Consider the following 17,427-nt stretch of genomic DNA (forward strand, 5'->3'; position numbering starts at 1 on the left):
TGAGAGATAAACGGTTAGGACCGCAGAGTCATCCATTTTGGAGGGGTGCCCAAGCTGCGCGGCCTATCGGCCTTGCGTCCTGCGGACGGCAGGGGGCCAGGCTCAGAAGGGCAAAGCCCGTCTGAGCCTGGCCCAACGGGAGGAGACGTCCCGCCAGGGGCGTTGACGACGGGCGGGAGTGCTTCGAGGTGGGGTGGTTCAGATGGGATCAGGCGCCGATGCCCGCCAACCGGAAGGCGCCCGCCGCGTGGCGGGTGTCGCCGGCAACACCTCGGCGCAGGCATTCCAGAAGGTAGATCTCGTCGTGTTCCACGTTGGCCAGATTCACCTCAGTGCCCAGGGTCGCTACCAATTGGGATGCGGTTTTGTGTTTGATGGCCTTCGTAATGCCGGGAAGCACATCCACAGGCAGCTCAAAGATCAACGCCTCGGGCGGGAAGCTCTCGGCCAGGCGGCGGATCAGCCCGTCTCGCGCGTGGTCCCCGTCAAACAATTCGTTGGCCTCGAGATAAACCGAGGAGACGCCGGCATTCAGATAGATCTCGACGTCTTCCATGATCTCGTCATCGGTCATCTCGCCTTCCTTGCGACCGACTTCTCCCAACACGTCCAGGCCATAGCTTTGCTTTGCGTGGCGCACTGCGTTGGTCTTGTCCATCGCGCTCAGCGGTTGCAGGTTTTCGGACACCTCTACGGAAGCAAACCCAACGTCGGCCATTTCGCGTAACAGCGCGTCAAAGGTACCCTGTGCCAGCGCCAATTCGGTGAACAAGCCGCCATTGGCGGTCGAGATGTTGGCCGCATTGTACGCCGCAAGTTTCTCGAGCAACAACTCGCGCGGCATGAACCGGGGAATTCCGCCAGCGACCTTGGCCTTGTCGACCAGATGGCCCTGACTGGCGATGATGTCAGCCTGCTGCGCCAGGGGAATGCCCCAATCAATCATCATCGTTAAACCCGTGCGCCGCGGCTTGGCCGCGCGGTCAGGAACTGGGATTTGGTCAAAGGCAAGATGCGTCATGTGATGTGTCTCTTTTTGCGTGCGGAGAAAAGAACTATCCCGACCGAAGCCGCGATGAAGAGGATGGAAACGGGAGAGCTGAACAGGAACCAGGCGTCCCCACCCGTGGCGGCAAAAGCCTGGCGTGCGCTCTCTTCCAATTTGCCGCCCAGGATAAAGGCAATCACGAAGGGCAGGGGCGATATCGCCAGCAGGCGCATCACATAGCCCAGTGCGCCAAAGCCAAGCGCAAACCAGATCGCCTCGATCCGGGTTTCCTGCACGTAGATCGCGGTCAGGGTCAGCAGCAGGACGGTGGGCAGCAGGATGTGTTTTGGAATGCGCACCATGATGCCCATCGAGCGCATGAAGAGGCCTCCGATGGTCCAGTTCAGCGCATTGGCAATGAACATCGCGGTGAACAGGCCAAAGGCGATGACCAATTCGGGGTTCACCACATCCTGGGTAAAGCGGAACACTGACGGACCAGGGTTGAAGCCGCCAATGCTTTCTGCGGCAAGGATCAGGAACACTGCCGCCGCGTTGCCGGGAATGCCCAGGCTCAGCACCGGGATCAGGTTGGCACCCGAGACAGAGGAGTTCGCAGCCTCGGTCGCAGCAATCCCCTCGGGCGCGCCTTCACCAAAGTCCGGGGCGTCGGCGGTCTTGGTGCGGGCGTGGCGCGCACGGCCCACCGTATAGCCCAAGGTCGCCGCAAGGGTTGATCCGATGCCGGGTAGGGCACCAATTGCGGTTCCGATCAAGGCCGAACGCCCTACAAAGGGCAGCAGTCGAGCAAATTCTGCGCGGGTCAGCCGCTGATTGCCCTCGTCAGTGAATTGTGGTGGCGTGCCGCTCTTGCGTTGCTGGTGCCACAGGTCGGTCATTTCCTTGAACACCGCACCGATGATCAGAACGCCCAGGACAGAGGTGGCAATTGGAAAGCCCTGGCTCAGGTGATCGCTGCCCATCGACATGCGTGGATAAAAATCTTCTCCGGTGCCGATGTAGACCGCCAACAGGCCAAGCCCGGTGGACAGCACCCCCTTGGCAGGCGAGCCGCCGATGACGGCGCCGATGAAGCTGAGCGAGAGGATCAGCAGAGCGGTCTTTTCCGGGAAATCCAGATAGGCCTCGACCAGCAGGGCCAGAAACGGCGCGCAGATGATCAGCACGATATCCGAGAACGTATCGCCCGACGCTGATGAGAAATGCGCCACGCGCAACGCCTTGCGGGCCTGGCCCTTTTGCGTCATCGGATAGCCGTCGAGCGTGGTCATGTAGGCATCTGGCGTGCCGGGGGTGTTGAACAGGATCGCTGGCACCGCCCCGCCAATGGTGGCCCCTTTCATCACGCCGATCAGGAAACCCATCACGGGCAGCAGGGCGTCGGGCGTGTAGCCGAAGATCGAGATCAAGATGGGCAGTGCGATGGCCATGGCAATCGGCCCCGCCAGCCCGGGTGTGGCACCAACTGCGATCCCAATCAGAAAGCCAAAGAGGATCATCACCAGCGTGACAGAGACTGGCAGGCCAAAGATGGAAAACAGCTCGGGTCCTTGAAAGACGGCCAGAATACCCAACCAGATGTAGTCAAGCGTACCCATTTACACGTCTCCGTTCGGGGGAAGCAAAAGATCGTCGAACGGCAAGTCGTAAATCGCGGCCATGACGCTGACCGAGATGAATGCGATCAGCAGGGTCTTGGTGCGCACGCGCCCTTCGACCAGTGAGACGAGCATTGTGATCATCATCGTGCCCCCCAACAGGAAGCCGATGTATTTCCAGGGGGCGGTGTCCCTCAGCAGGCGATACTCGGCTTCACCCCCGCTCAACAGGTTCCAAATGCCAAGCACTGCCGGGCCCGCATAGCGCATCACCAGAACCGACACGATGACGGAGGCGACCAGCGCCAAGCCGAAAAGCACATCCTGGGATGAAACCTTGGGTTGGTCGTCGGCCTTTCGCTCGAACAGCACCAGCATGAGCCCACCAATGGCCAGGAAACTGGCAGCGATGGTCGGAGCAAGCGCGTCACCGATGGTGACCTGTCTGCGCACTTTTTCGATCAGGCCGGTTTGGGTGTCGAGCGGGATCCAGACGAAGATGACCAATAAGGCAAATGCAAGGGTCACCCCGCCCAGGATCAGGTTGCCGTTAGAGTGGCGCATGGCTGTCCCCTGACGTCAGAAAAAAGGCGGGACTGCCACAGGGCAAGTCCCGCGAGTATTGGGGAGTGTTATTCCGAGGCCGCCTCCAGAAGCGCGCCCGCGTTGGCATAGTCGCTTGCCATCAGTTGGGTCAGGTCGTCGCCCATGATGGTTGATGCGCCGCCAAATGCCTTCTTGATCAGACCGCCCGCTTTCGAGCTTTCGTCGTTGGCCACGGCTGCGATGGCTTCGGACAGGGCTTTGCGCGCGTCTTCGGGCATGCCCGCCGGCCCAACGAAGACGAAATACCCATCCGAGTTGAAGTCGACACCCAGGTCAGCCATCGTCGGTGCATCTGGCGTCTGTACTAGCGGCTGCGACAGGCCCGACGCCAGGTTGACCAGATCACCGGCGGCAACCCCCTTGGCCTGGATACCTGCCATGAAGCCAACATCCAGATCACCAGCGGTCACGCCGTTCATCACGGCCTTGCCGCCCTTGACTTGTACGATGTTGAACTCGACGCCCTGCGCCTTGCCCAACAAGTAGGCAAGATCGGCAAGCTTGGGGCTCATGACGCCAAAGCGGATGTCCTCACCGCCCTTGGCGGCTGCGATCATGTCATCAAAGCTGGCCCAGCCTTTGCCCGACGGGGCTACGATGCCCATCTGGAACCCTGCGGTCGTGCTTAGCCCGGTGAAATCCTCGGGTGACATTCCTGCATTGGCGGCGGCCATGTTGTAGCCAAAGGTTTCGGTCACGGCCATGCCGATGGCGGTGCCATCGTTGGGCTGACCCTTCAGCGTGTTGGCCATGTTCAACCCGCCCTTGCCGGTGACCTGCTCGGGGATGAACTTCCACCCCATCTTCTCTTCCAGCGCTTCGGCGATCAGGCGGGCCTGAGTGTCAGCGCCGCCGCCCGCGCGGAAGGCGATCATCAGTTTGATGGGGCCGGGCGGGGTCCAGTCGGCTGCCATGCCTGCGGTTGCGGTGACAGTCAGACTGATGGCGGCGATTGCGGCTTTCAGTGTGCGTTTCATGTGTTCCTCCCTGAACGCGCGGTTTTCACAAGCCTGCGCCGAGAATGGTTGACGGGTCAACAAAAAAGTTGACGGATCAACCAAAGGATGCCACGGTGAAGATGAGAAAAAGGAGACTTCGCATGTCAGCGGATCAGGTCACGGACACCGAATTCGACATTCCATTGCAGCAGATGGTGACATTTCGCCTGAGCCGGATACACGCAAAGCTCAACGCTCAAGCTGCTAGAATCCTTAAGGAATCATCGGGAATATCGCTGTCGCAGTGGCGGATTTTCGTGATGATCGAGAACCACGGCAAGATCACACCGGCGCAGATCGTCAAGCGCACGGACTTTGATAAGGGACAGGTAAGCCGCACCGTCAAAGGCATGTTGAAAGACGGGTTGATCGCGGTCGAAGGCAGCGAATCAGACCAGCGCAGCCACACGTTGGATTTCACCGACAAGGGATTTGCCTTGTTCCAGAAAGCGCGCCCCGCCATGCGCTCGCGTCAGAATGTGCTCTTAGGCAGCCTGACCGCAACCGAACGGCAGGCGATGTTCACAGCAATGGACAAGCTGGAGATGGCGATTGGGCAGGTCGAAGGCGAAAGCACGTCATGACAGGCAATCTGTTGGTCATCATGTCGGACGAGCATCAGGCGCGCGCCATGGGCTGTGCAGGGCATCCGATTGCACAAACGCCACATCTGGACGCTCTGGCGGCGCGTGGGACGCGGTTCACCAATGCCTATACGCCGTCGCCGATCTGCGTGCCTGCGCGCGCCAGCTTTGCCACGGGGCGCTATGCGCATGAGACGCGACTGTGGGACAATGCCATGCCGTACGACGGTTCGATCCCAGGCTGGGGGCATGCGTTGCAGGACAAGGGCGTTCCGGTCGACAGCATCGGCAAGCTGCATTATCGCGCCGAAGAGGACCCGGCCGGTTTCGACACTGAGCATATCCCGATGATGGTGGCCGGGGGCGTTGGCATGGTTTGGGCCTCGATCCGCAAGGAAGACGAACGGATCATGGGCAAAGGCCGGATGCTGGGCGATTACATCGGACCGGGCAACAGCAAATACACAGACTACGATGCAGCCGTAACAACGCGTACAGTGGAATGGTTGAAGGACCGCGCCGCGAGCGACGACACGCGGCCATGGTGCCTTTATGTCGGGCTGGTTGCGCCGCATTTCCCATTGGTGGTGCCGCAGGAATTCTATGACCTTTACCCGCACGACCAACTGCCCGAGCCAAAGCTTAACCCGCGCGACGGATACACGCGTCATCCTTGGGTCGAAAAGCAGAACGCCTTTATGGACAGCGAGGCCAAGTTCAAGAACGAAGAGGAGCGGACGGCCGCAATCGCGTCTTACTATGGGCTGTGCAGTTGGCTGGACCACAACGTTGGTCAGATCATGGTGGGTCTTGAGCAGGCGGGCTTTGGTGCCGACACCACGGTTATCTATACCTCGGATCACGGCGACAACGTTGGTGCGCGCGGGCTTTGGGGGAAATCCAACCTGTACCAGGAAAGCGCCGCTGTCCCGATGATCGTGACCGGTCCGGGTGTGGGGCAGGGGACCTGCGAAACGCCTGTCAGTTTGCTGGATGTCTCGGCCACCATCGCGGATCACTTTGACGCGCCGCTCAAGGCTTCGGACGGGGTGCGTTCGCTCTATGAAATCGCCTCGGACGAGCCGGAGCCGGAGCGCCCAGTGTTCTCGGAATACCATGCGGCCGGTGCGGTGTCGGGGGCCTTCATGCTGCGGATCGGGCAGTGGAAATATCACCACTACGTCGGTTTCGCGCCCGAGCTGTTCGATCTGAACACCGACCCGGAAGAGACCCGCAACCTGGCCAATGACCCCGCTCACGCCGACACGCTGGCCCGGATGGAGGCAGCGTTGCGCGAGATCTGCGACCCGGATGCGGTCGATCAACAAGCTTTCGACGATCAGGCGGCCTTGATCGCCAAATACGGCGGCCGCGAGGCGGCCCTGAAACTTGGTGCGCCTGGTGCGACACCGCCCCCTGCGATGGAAAACACAAAATGAAACTGACCATTCTCGGCTCGGGCTCTCCCGAAGCTTATGCCCGCCGTGCCTCCACCGGTTATCTGCTGGAAATCGGCGACGACAAGATCCTGTTTGATTGCGGTGGCGGCGTGTTCGACAACCTTGTGCGGTCTGGCCGCGTGCCAAGTGACATCACGCATCTGTTTTTCACCCATCTGCACACCGACCACATGATGGATTACGCCCGCCTTGTGCATGCCGCCTGGGACGAAGGCGCGCCGCCGCTCAAGGTCTGGGGGCCCAGCCCGATTGCGCGCATGACCGAAGGCTACTTTGGCCGTGATGGTGTGTTGTCGCCCGATCTGTACGCCCGAACAGAACTGGCCCCCAGTCAGCAGGTCTGGGTCGCACGCGGCGGCACCCTGCCACGCGCCTGGCCCGCTCCGGACGTGACCGAGATCAAGCCTGGCTTTGCGTATCAAGGCAACGGGTGGGAGCTGAAAAGCTGTGAAGTGCCACATGCCCAACCGGCGTTTGATTGCATGGCCTTTTCGGTTGAGGCCGGCGGCAAGAAGTTCGTCTATTCCGGTGATGCAGGCATTTGTGATGCTTTGACCGAACTGACGGCGGATGCCGACCTGTTGATCCACTGGTGCTATCGCCTGTCCACCGATGACATCCACCCCGCAATTGCCGAGTTTTCGCCCACGCCAGAACATATCGCCAAGATGGCCCAGTCTGCAGGCGTCAAGGAACTGCTGATCACCCATTTCCGCATCCACATGGACAGCGAAGAGGGGCACATCAGCGCCAAGGCAGAGTTGAAAGAGCACTTTGCAGGCCCGGCAACGATTGTCGAAGATCTGGACGTTTACGAGATCTGATCGACTTGGGATCGCCTGCGCGCCTCTCTCTCCCCTCGGCGCGCGGTCGGTCCCTGTTTCTTGTGCCTTGGGCATGTGATTGACCTCGGGGCTTTAGCAGTGATTATGCCGTCATGCCAAAGAAGGGATGAGGGGAGCACAATCATGAAACTGTTGCGGTTTGGAGAGGTCGGCGCCGAAAAGCCGGGGCTGCTGGCCTCAGATGGTACCTTGCGCGATCTGTCGGGCTATGTGGCCGATATCTCGGGCGCGGCCTTGTCGGATGCGGGGCTGGAGCAGCTGCGCGCCATTGACCCGGACAGCCTGCCTGTCGTCGAGGGCAATCCGCGCCTTGGCCCCTGTGTCGGCTCTGTCGGCAAATACTTGTGCATCGGTCTGAACTATTCGGATCACGCGGCCGAAGCCGGATTGCCCATCCCTGAACACCCAATCCTGTTCATGAAGGCCAATTCGGCCATTTCCGGCCCGAATGATGATGTGGTGATGCCGCGCGGATCGACCAAGACCGATTGGGAGATCGAATTGGGCGTCGTGATCGGGACCAGGGCCAAATACGTCAGCGAAGCGGACGCGCTGAGCCATGTGGCGGGGTACTGTATCGCCAATGATGTCTCGGAGCGCGATTTTCAGATGCATCTGACGGGGCAGTGGACCAAGGGCAAATCCTGCGACACCTTTGGCCCGACAGGCCCCTGGCTGGTCACGCGCGACGAGGTGCCGGAACCGCAGGCCCTGTCGATGTATCTGGACGTCAACGGCCAGCGGATGCAGACCGGAAACACCAGCACCATGATCTTTTCCGTGGCGCAGATCATCTCTCACCTGAGCCAGCTTTTCACATTGCATCCTGGTGACGTCATTTCGACGGGCACGCCGCCGGGCGTGGGGATGGGCATCAAGCCTCAACCGATCTATCTGAAAGCGGGTGACGTGATGGAATTGGGCATCGACGGTTTGGGCCAGCAATGCCAAGTGGTGCGCGCCGATGACTAGGGTCATTGTGCTGCTCTGAATTTTTTCGAGCGACATCAATTCCCTGTTCGAGTTTTTGCGTGGCAATAGCAGGTTCTGTTCGGATCGCTATTGACGTCCCAGACCGGCTGTTTTACCAAGCAAAAATTCTTGGCGGGTATGGTGAAATGGTATCATAAGAGCCTTCCAAGCTTAAGGTGCGGGTTCGATTCCCGCTACCCGCTCCAAGAATACCCCAGCTCAGCATTGTTGCCCGTAACCCGATGAAATTCGGGCATGAACGGCCTATGGTCGTATTTACCTCGGGACGCGGCAAAGGGTCCCGTGGGCGATCTGGCAAGTGTTGACTGCTTGACCCTTCCGTCTCTGCCCGCCATGAAACGGAACGACGCTTGGCCCAGGGGGCCAGGTCAGGGTATCACTCAGAACCAAAGGCCCACCATGGCAAGACGACCAGCGCAACAGACCACAACCGCCGCCCCCGGAGGCAGCGAGGAGCGCGAACGTTCCAAGAAGATCGGCGTTCTGCGCGCGTTGTGGCCATTCATGTTGCCGTACAAAGCACTGATGCTCGGGGCCACGATTGCTCTGGTTCTGACGGCGGCCATGTCGCTGACCCTGCCGCTGGCAGTGCGCCGTGTGGTCGACAACTTCCGGATCGGGGATTCAGATGTTCTGAACCTTTATTTCATGGCCGCCATGGGCATTGCCGCCGTTCTGGCGGTGGGGACCGGTGTGCGCTATGCGCTGGTAACCCGGTTGGGTGAACGTGTGGTGGCCGACATCCGGATCGCCGTCTTTGACCGCGTGATCGGGATGAGCCCCGAGTTCTATGAAAAGATCATGACCGGCGAGGTGCTCAGCCGGATCACCACCGACACGACGCTGATCCAATCGGTTCTGGGCTCGTCTGTTTCGATTGCGCTGCGCAACATGCTGCTCTTTGCGGGTGGTATGGTGCTGATGCTGCTGACCTCGGCCAAGCTGACGGGCATGGTGCTGTTGATCGTGCCTGCCGTGGTGGTGCCGATCCTGGTGCTGGGGCGCAGGTTGCGGGTGATCAGCCGCGAGAACCAGGACTGGATCGCGGCCTCGTCCGGCAACGCGGGCGAGGCGCTTGGCGCGGTGCAGACGGTCCAGTCTTTTACCAACGAAAACGCCAGCCGCGAGCGGTTCGCGGATATGACCGAGACGTCTTATATCGTCTCGAAAAAGCGAATCCAGACACGTGCGGTTCTGACCGTGATCGTGATTTTCCTGGTTTTCACCGGCATCGTGGGCGTCTTGTGGATGGGCGCCAATGACGTCCGCCAGGGAGAGATGACCGAAGGTACTCTGATCCAGTTCGTGATCTATTCCATCATCATGGCAGGCTCTGTCGCCGCCCTGTCCGAGATCTGGAGCGAGTTGCAGCGTGCCGCTGGTGCCACGGAACGGCTGGTCGAATTGCTCAACGCCCAAGACACGGTTCTGGATCCCGAAGGCCCCGTTGCTGTGCCGGACCCTGTGACGGGTGAGATTCAGTTCAACGACGTCACCTTCCGCTATCCCGCACGGCCCGAAACGCTGGCGTTGGACAGCATGTCCTTGACGGTGAAGCCAGGAGAAACCGTGGCCTTTGTTGGCCCATCTGGGGCGGGCAAGACCACCGTGATCCAGATGATCCAGCGGTTCTATGACCCTGATCAGGGGCAGATCACCCTGGACGGCGTCGCCTTGACCGACATGCGTCGCGACAGCTTTCGTCGCGCCATCGCCATGGTGCCCCAGGACCCGGTGATCTTTGCCGCCTCGGCCCGCGAGAACATCCGCTTTGGTCGCCCCGGCGCCACCGATGCCGAGGTCGAGCAGGCCGCGCGCGCGGCGGCAGCGCATGACTTCATCTCGGCGCTGCCGGATGGCTATGACAGCTTTGTCGGCGAACGCGGAGTGATGCTTTCGGGCGGTCAGAAACAGCGCATCGCCATCGCCCGCGCCATCCTGCGGGACGCGCCGGTACTGCTTCTGGACGAGGCGACCTCGGCGCTGGATGCGGAAAGCGAACGCGCCGTTCAACAGGCGGTGGACGAGCTGAGCGAGGGGCGCACGACGCTGATCGTGGCGCACCGCCTGGCGACGGTGAAAAAGGCGGACCGCATCGTGGTGATGGAAAACGGTCAGATCGTCGATCAGGGCACCCATGATGAGTTGGTGGCCAGCGATGGCCTGTATTCCCGTTTGGCCCGTCTGCAATTCACTGATGGTTTGGCGGCCGAATAATTCCCCCTGCTTGAGTTTGGATAGGCTGCTACCCCTGCTGCAAACCTGACACGTAGCAACGGAGTAGTGACATGGGCCTGTGGAATTTCATCAAGGACAGCGGCAAATCCATCTTTGGCGGCGATGACGCCGAACCGACAAAAGAAGCGCTGGAGCAAGAGATCGCCGACCTGGGTCTGGACGCATCTGGCGTCGACATCGCGGTTGAGGGTGACACCGTCAAGCTGACGGGTGCCGCTGCCAGCGACGAGCTCAAGGAAAAGCTGATCCTGGCCGTCGGCAACGTCGAAGGCGTGGCAGCGGTTGAGGAAGACGTTGCATCGCAAGGCGCCGAGCCGGTGTTCCACACCGTCGAAAAGGGCGACACCCTGTGGGCGGTTGCCGAGAAGACCCTGGGCCACGGCGCCAAGTATCAAGAGATATTTGAGGCCAACAAACCAATGCTTAGCCACCCCGACAAGATCTATCCGGGTCAGATGCTGCGCATCCCGCAGGCGTAACACCACCCGAAAACCCTGCACAAACCGCCCGGCTCCCGTCGCGGCGGTTTGTTTATTGCGCGCGGGGCTTACGGTCAGGACACCGATCCCCCCATCGCCAGGGCGCGCAGATAGGCCTCTCCCAATTCCAGCGCGCTTGCGGTGACGGGCACGGTCTCATTGCCTGTGACGTCCGACTTGCGGCTCCAGAAATACCGCCCCTTGCGGCGCGAGCAGGCGTGAATGCGGATTTCGCCCCAATCGGTGTGGCGGGTCACATCCACGCCCTTTGAGCCGAGGTAAAGGCTCTTCTTGGTCTTTACTCCGGCCAAGCGCATCAACTCGGCATCATAGGCATCGACCAGTTCGGCGGCGTTGCGTTTGGTGAACAGCTTGTCGAAATCGGGGTGTTCCGGCGGGATGAACCGGCAGTGCGTCAGTGCGTCCAGAATTGCGATGCCCAGCTCTTCGGCTGTGGCGTCCGGGGACAGGACATGGCGCACGTCGCTCGGCCAAGCGCCGCTCATAAGATAGGCCACGCCCGGCAGCCCGCGAAGGACATTTGCCTCCTGACTGATGGTTTTCAGCTACGAAGTTGCTCTATAGGAGGTTTTCCGCGCCATTCGCCGTAGCGTCAAAACCCGGGTGGCGCGACGTCACTCATGCCGATTTTTCGATCTGGGGCTATGCGCTTGCTTGCACAAGAGCGGGAGAGGTCGCATCTTGGGCTTAAAGAAATCGCCTTGCCCGGGGAACGGGCAGACGTTGGGAGGATACCGGATGACTTTTGCAACCGTCGCTGATCGCGCGCGCATCGAAAATGAAATGAGCTGGGAAGAGCGGGACGTCCCCGTCACCCTGCATCAACTGCTGTCGCGCACGGCTGGCAAGTTTCCGTCCCGAAACGCCATGAGCTATCAATTGCTCTCGGGCCCCACCGACAAGGCCGAGACGCTGACCTGGCAGCAATTGCTGGACAAGACCAACCAGGCTGCGAACCTGTTCCGCTCGCTCGGCGTGGGTGAAAACGATGTGGTTGCCTATATCCTGCCCAACTGTAACGAGACACTGCTGACCTTCCTGGGCGGTGCCATCGCGGGGATCGTGAACCCGATCAACCCGCTTTTGGAGCCCGAGCAGATCGCCTCGATCCTGCGCGAGACAAACGCCAAGGTAGTTGTCACGCTCAAGCCGTTTCCCAAGACGGATGTGGCGCAAAAGGTGGCCGAGGCGGTGCGCCACGCTCCAGGTGTGAACACTGTGCTCGAGGTGGACCTGAACCGTTATCTGACGCCGCCAAAGTCTTGGATTGTTCCGCTTATCCGGCCCAAGATTGAGAACAAGGAAAAGGTCGCACATGCGGATTACAAGAACTTCAACAAAGAGCTGAACAAACAGCCCAAGAAGTTGGCCTTTGCCGATAGCACCGAGGACCGCGTCGCCTGCTATTTCCACACCGGTGGCACCACCGGCATGCCCAAGGTCGCGCAGCACAAGTATTCCGGTTTGATCTACAACTCGTGGCTGACGTCCGAACTGCTATACACCGAGCAGGACGTGATCATGTGTCCGCTGCCCCTATTCCACGTCTTTGCCTGCCATGTGATCGTGATGGCGGCCGTGGCGTCCGGTGCGCATGTGGTCTTCCCCACGCCGCAGGGCTATCGCGGCGATGGCGTGTTCGACAACTTCTGGAAGCTGATCGAACGTTGGAAGGTGACGTTCATCATCACCGTTCCCACCGCCATCTCGGCCAAGATGCAGCGCCCGGTGGATGCCGATATTTCGACCGTGAAGACCGCTTTCTCTGGGTCGGCTCCGCTGCCGGTAGAATTGTTCCGCCGCTTTGAAGAAGCCACCAACATCAAGATCATCGAAGGGTATGGTTTGACCGAGGCAACCTGCCTGGTGTCGTGCAACCCCATCGACGGCGAAAAGAAAATCGGTTCGATCGGGATCACTTTCCCTTACACGGACGTCAAGATCCTGAACAACACGCCCGATGGCCCCATCGAGGCTGGCGTAGACGAGATTGGCGAAATTTGCATCTCGAACCCCGGTATCTATGCGGGCAACACCTATACCGAGGCGGAAAAGAACGCAGATCTCTATCATTTCGACAAATACCTGCGCACCGGTGATCTGGGCCGCGTGGATGGCGACGGCTATCTGTGGATCACGGGACGCGCCAAGGACCTGATCATCCGCGGCGGTCACAACATTGACCCGGCCGAGATCGAAGAGGCCCTGTTGGGACACGAAGCGGTGGCCTTCGCCGGTGCTATCGGTCAGCCGGACGAGCACGCAGGCGAAGTGCCTTGTGCCTTTGTCGAACTGGTCGAAGGAGCCTCGGTCACGCCCGAGGAACTGATGGAGTACTGCAAGGTGCACGTGCACGAACGCGCCGCGCAGCCCAAGCACATGACCATCCTGGACGAACTGCCCAAAACCGCAGTGGGCAAGGTGTTCAAACCCGATCTGCGCAAGAACGCCATCACCCGCGTGTATAACGGGGCATTGGAAGAGGCTGGTCTGGCGGCCCGTGTGGTCTCGGTCATCGATGACAAGAAACGCGGCCTTGTCGCGCAGCTTGACGCAAACGGCAGCTCGGACGACGATGTCGCCAAGGTACTGGGTGGTCACACCCGGCCATGGGAGTGGGCGGCCTGAGCGGAGGGCAAATGGACTACAACAGTCTGATCGACGAAGAGACCTGGGCGTTCATCGCCCAGACCATCGAAAGCTACCCCGAGGACGCGGTCGAGCTGTCCATCGAAGGACAGCGACAGGTTTATGACGACATGTGCCGTGTCTTTCATCAGGGATATCCTGATGGGGTCGAGGCGACGGATGTTCAGGCCAATGGCATCCCTGTGCGCGTGTATACGGCAGGCCAACCCACCCGCACCGTGGTTTACTACCACGGCGGTGGGTTTGTTGTTGGGGGCCTTGAAAGCCACGATGATGTCTGTGCCGAGATTTGCGCCCAGACCGGCTATCGTGTTGTTGCGGTGGATTATCGCCTGTGTCCCGAGTTCCGGCACCCTGTGCAGTTTGACGACAGCTGGGCTGCGACCCAATGGGCGGCGTCAGAGTTTGGTGATCCGCTGATCCTGGCCGGTGACAGCGCCGGGGGCAACCTGGCGGCTTGCGTGGCGCATCATTCGCGCGGTCGCCTGGACAACGTTCTGGGGCAGGTGCTGATCTATCCGGGTCTGGGCGGTGATATGACCAAGGGCTCGTACCTTGAGCACGACAAGGCGCCGTTGCTGACATTGGACGAGATCAAGTTCTATCAGACGGTGCGCTTTCACGGCGATGAACCGGTGGGCGATCCGACCTACGCGCCTCTGCACGACACTGATTTCTCGGGCCTGCCGCCCACCGTGGTCTTTACCGCTGACTGTGACCCCCTGCGCGACGATGGTCGCGATTACCGCGACCGCCTGCAAGAGGCAGGTGTCAAAGCCCATTGGATCAACGAAGACGGCCTGATCCACGGCTACCTGCGCGCCCGCACCACTGTAGGCCACGCACGAGACAGCTTTGAGCGTATCTCGATCGCGATCGAGGCCTTGGGGCAAGGGATCTGGGCCTACGACTGACCCGATCCAGTTGGGCAAGTTGGGTCCCTCAGGTCTAAACATCGTGCGGATCTGCGGCACGGATTTATACATGATTCGGCCACCACCGGGTTTTCGTGGTCGCCGTTTTTTTGATTGAAAGCGATGTTCATTTTACGTGTGAGGTAACATGTCTACATGCAGCAAAAGACATTTTCTGAAAATGGCCTTCTCGGGATCAACGGCGATGGCCCTTGCGGGGCAGTCCCTGGCGCAAGCGACCTCCCTTTCAGAGGTCGGCGGCGCAATGTTGGCTCGACCGGTGGTTACCATCTACACCGCAGCCGAGATCGTCACGATGGCCGACGATCAGCCAACCGCGCAAGCCGTCGCTGTTGCGGGTGATCGGATTCTGGCAACTGGAACGCTCGCCGAAGTTCAGGCCGCCGTCGGGGATCAGCCGCATGATCTGGACGACCGGTTCCAAGACCACGTCATCGTCCCGGGTTTCATCGCACAGCATGATCACCCGATTTTGGCAGGTCTGACGATGTCGTCGCAGATCTTGTCCATCGAAGACTGGGATCTGCCACACGGCAAGGCGCGGGCCGTGAAGGACAAGGACGACTTCATGACCCGCCTTGCTGCGGCCGAAGCCGCAATGGATGATGCTCAAGAACCTCTGCTCACCTGGGGGTATCATGCGGCGTTTTATGGCCCTTTGACCCGCGCTGATCTGGACAAGATCAGCACCAAGCGCCCGATCTTTGCCTGGGCCCGGTCGTGTCACGAATTTGTCCTGAACTCTGCCGCAATGACCAAGGCGGGCATCACCCAAGAGCTGATAGAGGGATGGTCTGCATCAGAGATGGCGCAATCCAGCTTCGAGGACGGACATTTCTGGGAACAAGGGCTGTTCGCGATCCTGCCAAATATCGCCCCGATGGTTGCCGATCCGGACAAGTTCCGCACCGGGCTACTAACCATGCGCGACTACATGCATGCCAAGGGCGTGACTTTCGGCAATGAACCCGGTGGCATTCTGGCAAAGCCGGTGCAGGATGCGGTTAACGCGGTGATGTCGGCCCCGTCGATGCCCTTCCGCTGGACTTTCATGCCCGATGGCAAGAGCCTGATTGCGGCGCATGAAGATGATGCTGCGGTGATCATTGAAACCAAGGCTTTGGTGGACTGGTACGGCGGCATGACCAGCATGTCCAAAGGCAGCGTAAAGCTGTTTTCCGACGGCGCGATTTATTCTCTGGCGATCCAGCTCCGTGATCCGGCGATCGGCGATTATCACGGTGAATGGATGATGGACAAGTCCGCTTTCGGACGCGCGTTCCGGGTCTATTGGGATGCAGGCTATCAGCTGCATGTCCACGCCAACGGGGATGCGGGTCTTGACCGGGTGTTGGATGCGCTTGAAGAGAACCTGAACCGAAGCCCGCGCGAGGATCATCGCACTGTTATCGTGCATTTTGCGGTTAGCGGAGCGGATCAGGTGGCCCGGATTCGGGAACTGGGCGCAATTGTCAGTGCCAACCCCTATTACGTCTCGGCCCTGGCGGACCGTTACAGTGAAACGGGGTTGGGACCCGAGCGCGCCGATCAGATGGTGCGGCTTGGCGATTTGGATGCAAATGGTGTGTCTTGGTCCTTGCATTCGGATATGCCCATGGCACCGGGCGATCCGCTGTTCCTGATGTGGTGCGCGGTCAACCGAGTGACCAGTTCAGGGCGCGTTGCGGGGGCAAACCAAAAGGTTTCGGCCCAAGAGGCCCTGCGTGGCGTGACGCTGAACGCGGCCTATTCCCATCGCCTGGAGCATGAACGAGGGAGCATCGAGCCCGGAAAGCTGGCGAATTTCACCATACTCAAGGCCAACCCCCTGACCGTAGACCCGATGGCAATCAAGGACATCGCTGTCTGGGGCACCGTTATGGAGGGCCGGGTTCAGCAGATCGGGGATCCGAGCTTTGACGAGACCAAGTTGGACACAGGTGCACAGGACGTCGATTTTGCCCAAAGAGCGCTGAACCACGCCTTAGCTGCAGTTCATGCGCATATTTGATCAGCCAAACCCGGCGCTGTCGAAGCGACGACTATCAGGCCATTACTGAGAGGCCAGCCATTCTCGAACGGCGGCTGAATAGGCTTCGGGCTTCTGGAACATCGAGAAGTGGCTGGTACCTTCCAGCACCAGCAATTTGGCACCGGGGATGTTTTCGGCGATGGCGGCCGAGTGTTCGTGCAGGATCGCCTCATCATGTTCGCTTTGGACAACCAGGGTGGGCACCGTGATCGCCTTGATCGTTTCCAAACCGTCCGATTTGTCGGCGAACCACATCTGCGACACGCCCGCCACGAAACCTTCGAACCCGTCGGGGGTGGGTGACAGCTTGGCATAGTCACCCGCCATCATACCGACATAAGAGCCAAAGACTGCGTTGGTTTCAACCGACGGATCCACGCCTGCCAGTGTAACATTGCCTGCATGGGCAAAGTGGCTGGCCAAACGGTTCGGCGCGGTCTTGGAGATCTCATATCCGATGTTGGCCCCGTCCGACCAGCCGACCAGATGCACCTTGTCGACGTCCAGCTCATCCAGCAGCGCCAGATAGTCTTGCGCCAGCAGGCTGATGGAATAGGCGCTGCCATCATTGGTCGACCGCCCGTGACCCCGGGTGTCTGCAACAATGACGCGATAGTCCTGCGATAAATCAGCCACTTGAGCAGCCCAGATATTTGCATGGGCCAATCCGCCGTGGATCATCAGGATCGGTGTACCCCCGGCGTCCCCATAGACCGCATGATACATCTCAATCCCGTTTACGGATGCGGTGCCGCTGTTGCTGGGCTCAGGCATCGCCGCAGCTGCGGGAATGGATTTCCATGCCTCTTCGGCGGTTGCGATCTGGACTGTGCCGAGGGCCGCCGTCATGGCGGCAAAGGCGAGGGTCTTGAGCATGGTTTGTCCTCCCGAAACGCTCTGGTGTTGATTTTGGCACCGGGTCTGGTGCTACATTCATCCATGATAAGCCCGCTGACGCCTTGCGCGTTATCCGGGCAGCG

General features: G+C 60.1%; 15 protein-coding genes and 1 tRNA gene. 10 read left to right on the forward strand and 6 right to left on the reverse strand.

Features of this window, described 5'->3' with window-relative positions:
* Nucleotides 1–208: 208 nt before the first annotated feature.
* The 4 genes from TRL7639_RS06230 to TRL7639_RS06245 form a co-directional block, all read right to left on the reverse strand.
* The gene (locus TRL7639_RS06230; RefSeq protein WP_085794884.1) at nt 209–1,021 is read right to left on the reverse strand and encodes a phosphosulfolactate synthase; all 813 of its coding nucleotides are present in this window, start codon (nt 1,019–1,021) and stop codon (nt 209–211) included.
* Nucleotides 1,018–2,607, reverse strand: coding sequence for a tripartite tricarboxylate transporter permease (locus tag TRL7639_RS06235; RefSeq protein WP_085794885.1), 1,590 nt, complete (start codon nt 2,605–2,607; stop codon nt 1,018–1,020). Before TRL7639_RS06235 ends, TRL7639_RS06230 begins: the two co-directional genes overlap by 4 nt.
* Nucleotides 2,608–3,171 (reverse strand): hypothetical protein, encoded by a 564-nt coding sequence (locus TRL7639_RS06240; protein ID WP_085794886.1) that lies wholly within the window; start codon nt 3,169–3,171, stop codon nt 2,608–2,610.
* Between the two features lie 68 nt (nt 3,172–3,239).
* Nucleotides 3,240–4,190: a Bug family tripartite tricarboxylate transporter substrate binding protein gene (locus tag TRL7639_RS06245; protein WP_085794887.1), complete on the reverse strand. Its 951-nt coding sequence runs from the start codon at nt 4,188–4,190 to the stop codon at nt 3,240–3,242.
* Between the two features lie 122 nt (nt 4,191–4,312).
* On the opposite strand from TRL7639_RS06245, the gene TRL7639_RS06250 reads away from it, so the two are divergent.
* The 7 genes from TRL7639_RS06250 (at nt 4,313) to lysM (ending at nt 10,810) form a co-directional block, all read left to right on the forward strand.
* Nucleotides 4,313–4,795 (forward strand): MarR family winged helix-turn-helix transcriptional regulator, encoded by a 483-nt coding sequence (locus TRL7639_RS06250; protein ID WP_165759765.1) that lies wholly within the window; start codon nt 4,313–4,315, stop codon nt 4,793–4,795.
* Nucleotides 4,792–6,234: a sulfatase-like hydrolase/transferase gene (locus TRL7639_RS06255; RefSeq protein WP_085794889.1), complete on the forward strand. Its 1,443-nt coding sequence runs from the start codon at nt 4,792–4,794 to the stop codon at nt 6,232–6,234. The genes TRL7639_RS06250 and TRL7639_RS06255 overlap by 4 nt, the downstream gene beginning before the upstream one ends.
* Nucleotides 6,231–7,079, forward strand: coding sequence for an MBL fold metallo-hydrolase (locus TRL7639_RS06260; protein ID WP_085794890.1), 849 nt, complete (start codon nt 6,231–6,233; stop codon nt 7,077–7,079). The genes TRL7639_RS06255 and TRL7639_RS06260 overlap by 4 nt, the downstream gene beginning before the upstream one ends.
* A gap of 144 nt (nt 7,080–7,223) precedes the next feature.
* Complete coding sequence (locus TRL7639_RS06265) at nt 7,224–8,072, forward strand: fumarylacetoacetate hydrolase family protein (protein WP_085794891.1); 849 nt, start codon at nt 7,224–7,226, stop codon at nt 8,070–8,072.
* A gap of 132 nt (nt 8,073–8,204) precedes the next feature.
* Nucleotides 8,205–8,278 (forward strand) — tRNA-Gly (locus tag TRL7639_RS06270).
* A 214-nt stretch (nt 8,279–8,492) separates the two neighbouring features.
* Entirely contained in the window at nt 8,493–10,310 is a 1,818-nt protein-coding gene (locus tag TRL7639_RS06275) for an ABC transporter transmembrane domain-containing protein (protein WP_085794892.1), read from the forward strand.
* A gap of 71 nt (nt 10,311–10,381) precedes the next feature.
* Nucleotides 10,382–10,810 carry a peptidoglycan-binding protein LysM gene (gene lysM / locus TRL7639_RS06280; RefSeq protein ID WP_085794893.1) on the forward strand — a complete coding sequence of 143 codons (429 nt, stop codon included), beginning with the start codon at nt 10,382–10,384 and terminating at the stop codon, nt 10,808–10,810.
* A gap of 74 nt (nt 10,811–10,884) precedes the next feature.
* Here the strand turns inward: lysM and TRL7639_RS06285 are convergent, their stop codons facing one another.
* Nucleotides 10,885–11,328 (reverse strand): contact-dependent growth inhibition system immunity protein, encoded by a 444-nt coding sequence (locus TRL7639_RS06285; protein WP_133057620.1) that lies wholly within the window; start codon nt 11,326–11,328, stop codon nt 10,885–10,887.
* A gap of 241 nt (nt 11,329–11,569) precedes the next feature.
* On the opposite strand from TRL7639_RS06285, the gene TRL7639_RS06290 reads away from it, so the two are divergent.
* From TRL7639_RS06290 to TRL7639_RS06300, 3 genes are all read left to right on the forward strand, one after another.
* A complete protein-coding gene (locus tag TRL7639_RS06290) occupies nt 11,570–13,459 on the forward strand; it encodes an acyl-CoA synthetase (RefSeq protein ID WP_085794895.1) in 1,890 nt (629 codons plus the stop codon).
* Nucleotides 13,460–13,470: 11 nt separating this feature from the next.
* Nucleotides 13,471–14,394, forward strand: a complete 924-nt coding sequence (locus TRL7639_RS06295; protein WP_085794896.1) for an alpha/beta hydrolase — start codon at nt 13,471–13,473, stop codon at nt 14,392–14,394.
* 148 nt (nt 14,395–14,542) lie between these two features.
* Nucleotides 14,543–16,426, forward strand: a complete 1,884-nt coding sequence (locus TRL7639_RS06300) for an amidohydrolase (protein ID WP_085794897.1) — start codon at nt 14,543–14,545, stop codon at nt 16,424–16,426.
* A 42-nt stretch (nt 16,427–16,468) separates the two neighbouring features.
* On the opposite strand, the gene TRL7639_RS06305 is transcribed toward TRL7639_RS06300, so the two are convergent.
* Nucleotides 16,469–17,323: an alpha/beta fold hydrolase gene (locus TRL7639_RS06305; RefSeq protein ID WP_085794898.1), complete on the reverse strand. Its 855-nt coding sequence runs from the start codon at nt 17,321–17,323 to the stop codon at nt 16,469–16,471.
* Between the last annotated feature and the right edge of the window lie 104 nt (nt 17,324–17,427).

Origin of the sequence: Falsiruegeria litorea R37 (assembly GCF_900172225.1) — a bacterium.
Taxonomy (GTDB): domain Bacteria; phylum Pseudomonadota; class Alphaproteobacteria; order Rhodobacterales; family Rhodobacteraceae; genus Falsiruegeria; species Falsiruegeria litorea.

Bases quoted from the DNA above. Each gene is read 5' to 3' on its own strand.
- TRL7639_RS06250 (WP_165759765.1), top strand. From the start codon at position 4,313: ATGTCAGCGGATCAGGTCACGGACACCGAATTCGACATTCCATTGCAG.
- TRL7639_RS06275 (WP_085794892.1), top strand. From the start codon at position 8,493: ATGGCAAGACGACCAGCGCAACAGACCACAACCGCCGCCCCCGGAGGC.
- TRL7639_RS06240 (WP_085794886.1), bottom strand. From the start codon at position 3,171: ATGCGCCACTCTAACGGCAACCTGATCCTGGGCGGGGTGACCCTTGCA.
- TRL7639_RS06295 (WP_085794896.1), top strand. From the start codon at position 13,471: ATGGACTACAACAGTCTGATCGACGAAGAGACCTGGGCGTTCATCGCC.
- TRL7639_RS06260 (WP_085794890.1), top strand. From the start codon at position 6,231: ATGAAACTGACCATTCTCGGCTCGGGCTCTCCCGAAGCTTATGCCCGC.
- TRL7639_RS06290 (WP_085794895.1), top strand. From the start codon at position 11,570: ATGACTTTTGCAACCGTCGCTGATCGCGCGCGCATCGAAAATGAAATG.
- TRL7639_RS06245 (WP_085794887.1), bottom strand. From the start codon at position 4,190: ATGAAACGCACACTGAAAGCCGCAATCGCCGCCATCAGTCTGACTGTC.
- TRL7639_RS06235 (WP_085794885.1), bottom strand. From the start codon at position 2,607: ATGGGTACGCTTGACTACATCTGGTTGGGTATTCTGGCCGTCTTTCAA.
- TRL7639_RS06300 (WP_085794897.1), top strand. From the start codon at position 14,543: ATGTCTACATGCAGCAAAAGACATTTTCTGAAAATGGCCTTCTCGGGA.
- TRL7639_RS06265 (WP_085794891.1), top strand. From the start codon at position 7,224: ATGAAACTGTTGCGGTTTGGAGAGGTCGGCGCCGAAAAGCCGGGGCTG.
- TRL7639_RS06230 (WP_085794884.1), bottom strand. From the start codon at position 1,021: ATGACGCATCTTGCCTTTGACCAAATCCCAGTTCCTGACCGCGCGGCC.
- lysM (WP_085794893.1), top strand. From the start codon at position 10,382: ATGGGCCTGTGGAATTTCATCAAGGACAGCGGCAAATCCATCTTTGGC.
- TRL7639_RS06255 (WP_085794889.1), top strand. From the start codon at position 4,792: ATGACAGGCAATCTGTTGGTCATCATGTCGGACGAGCATCAGGCGCGC.
- TRL7639_RS06305 (WP_085794898.1), bottom strand. From the start codon at position 17,323: ATGCTCAAGACCCTCGCCTTTGCCGCCATGACGGCGGCCCTCGGCACA.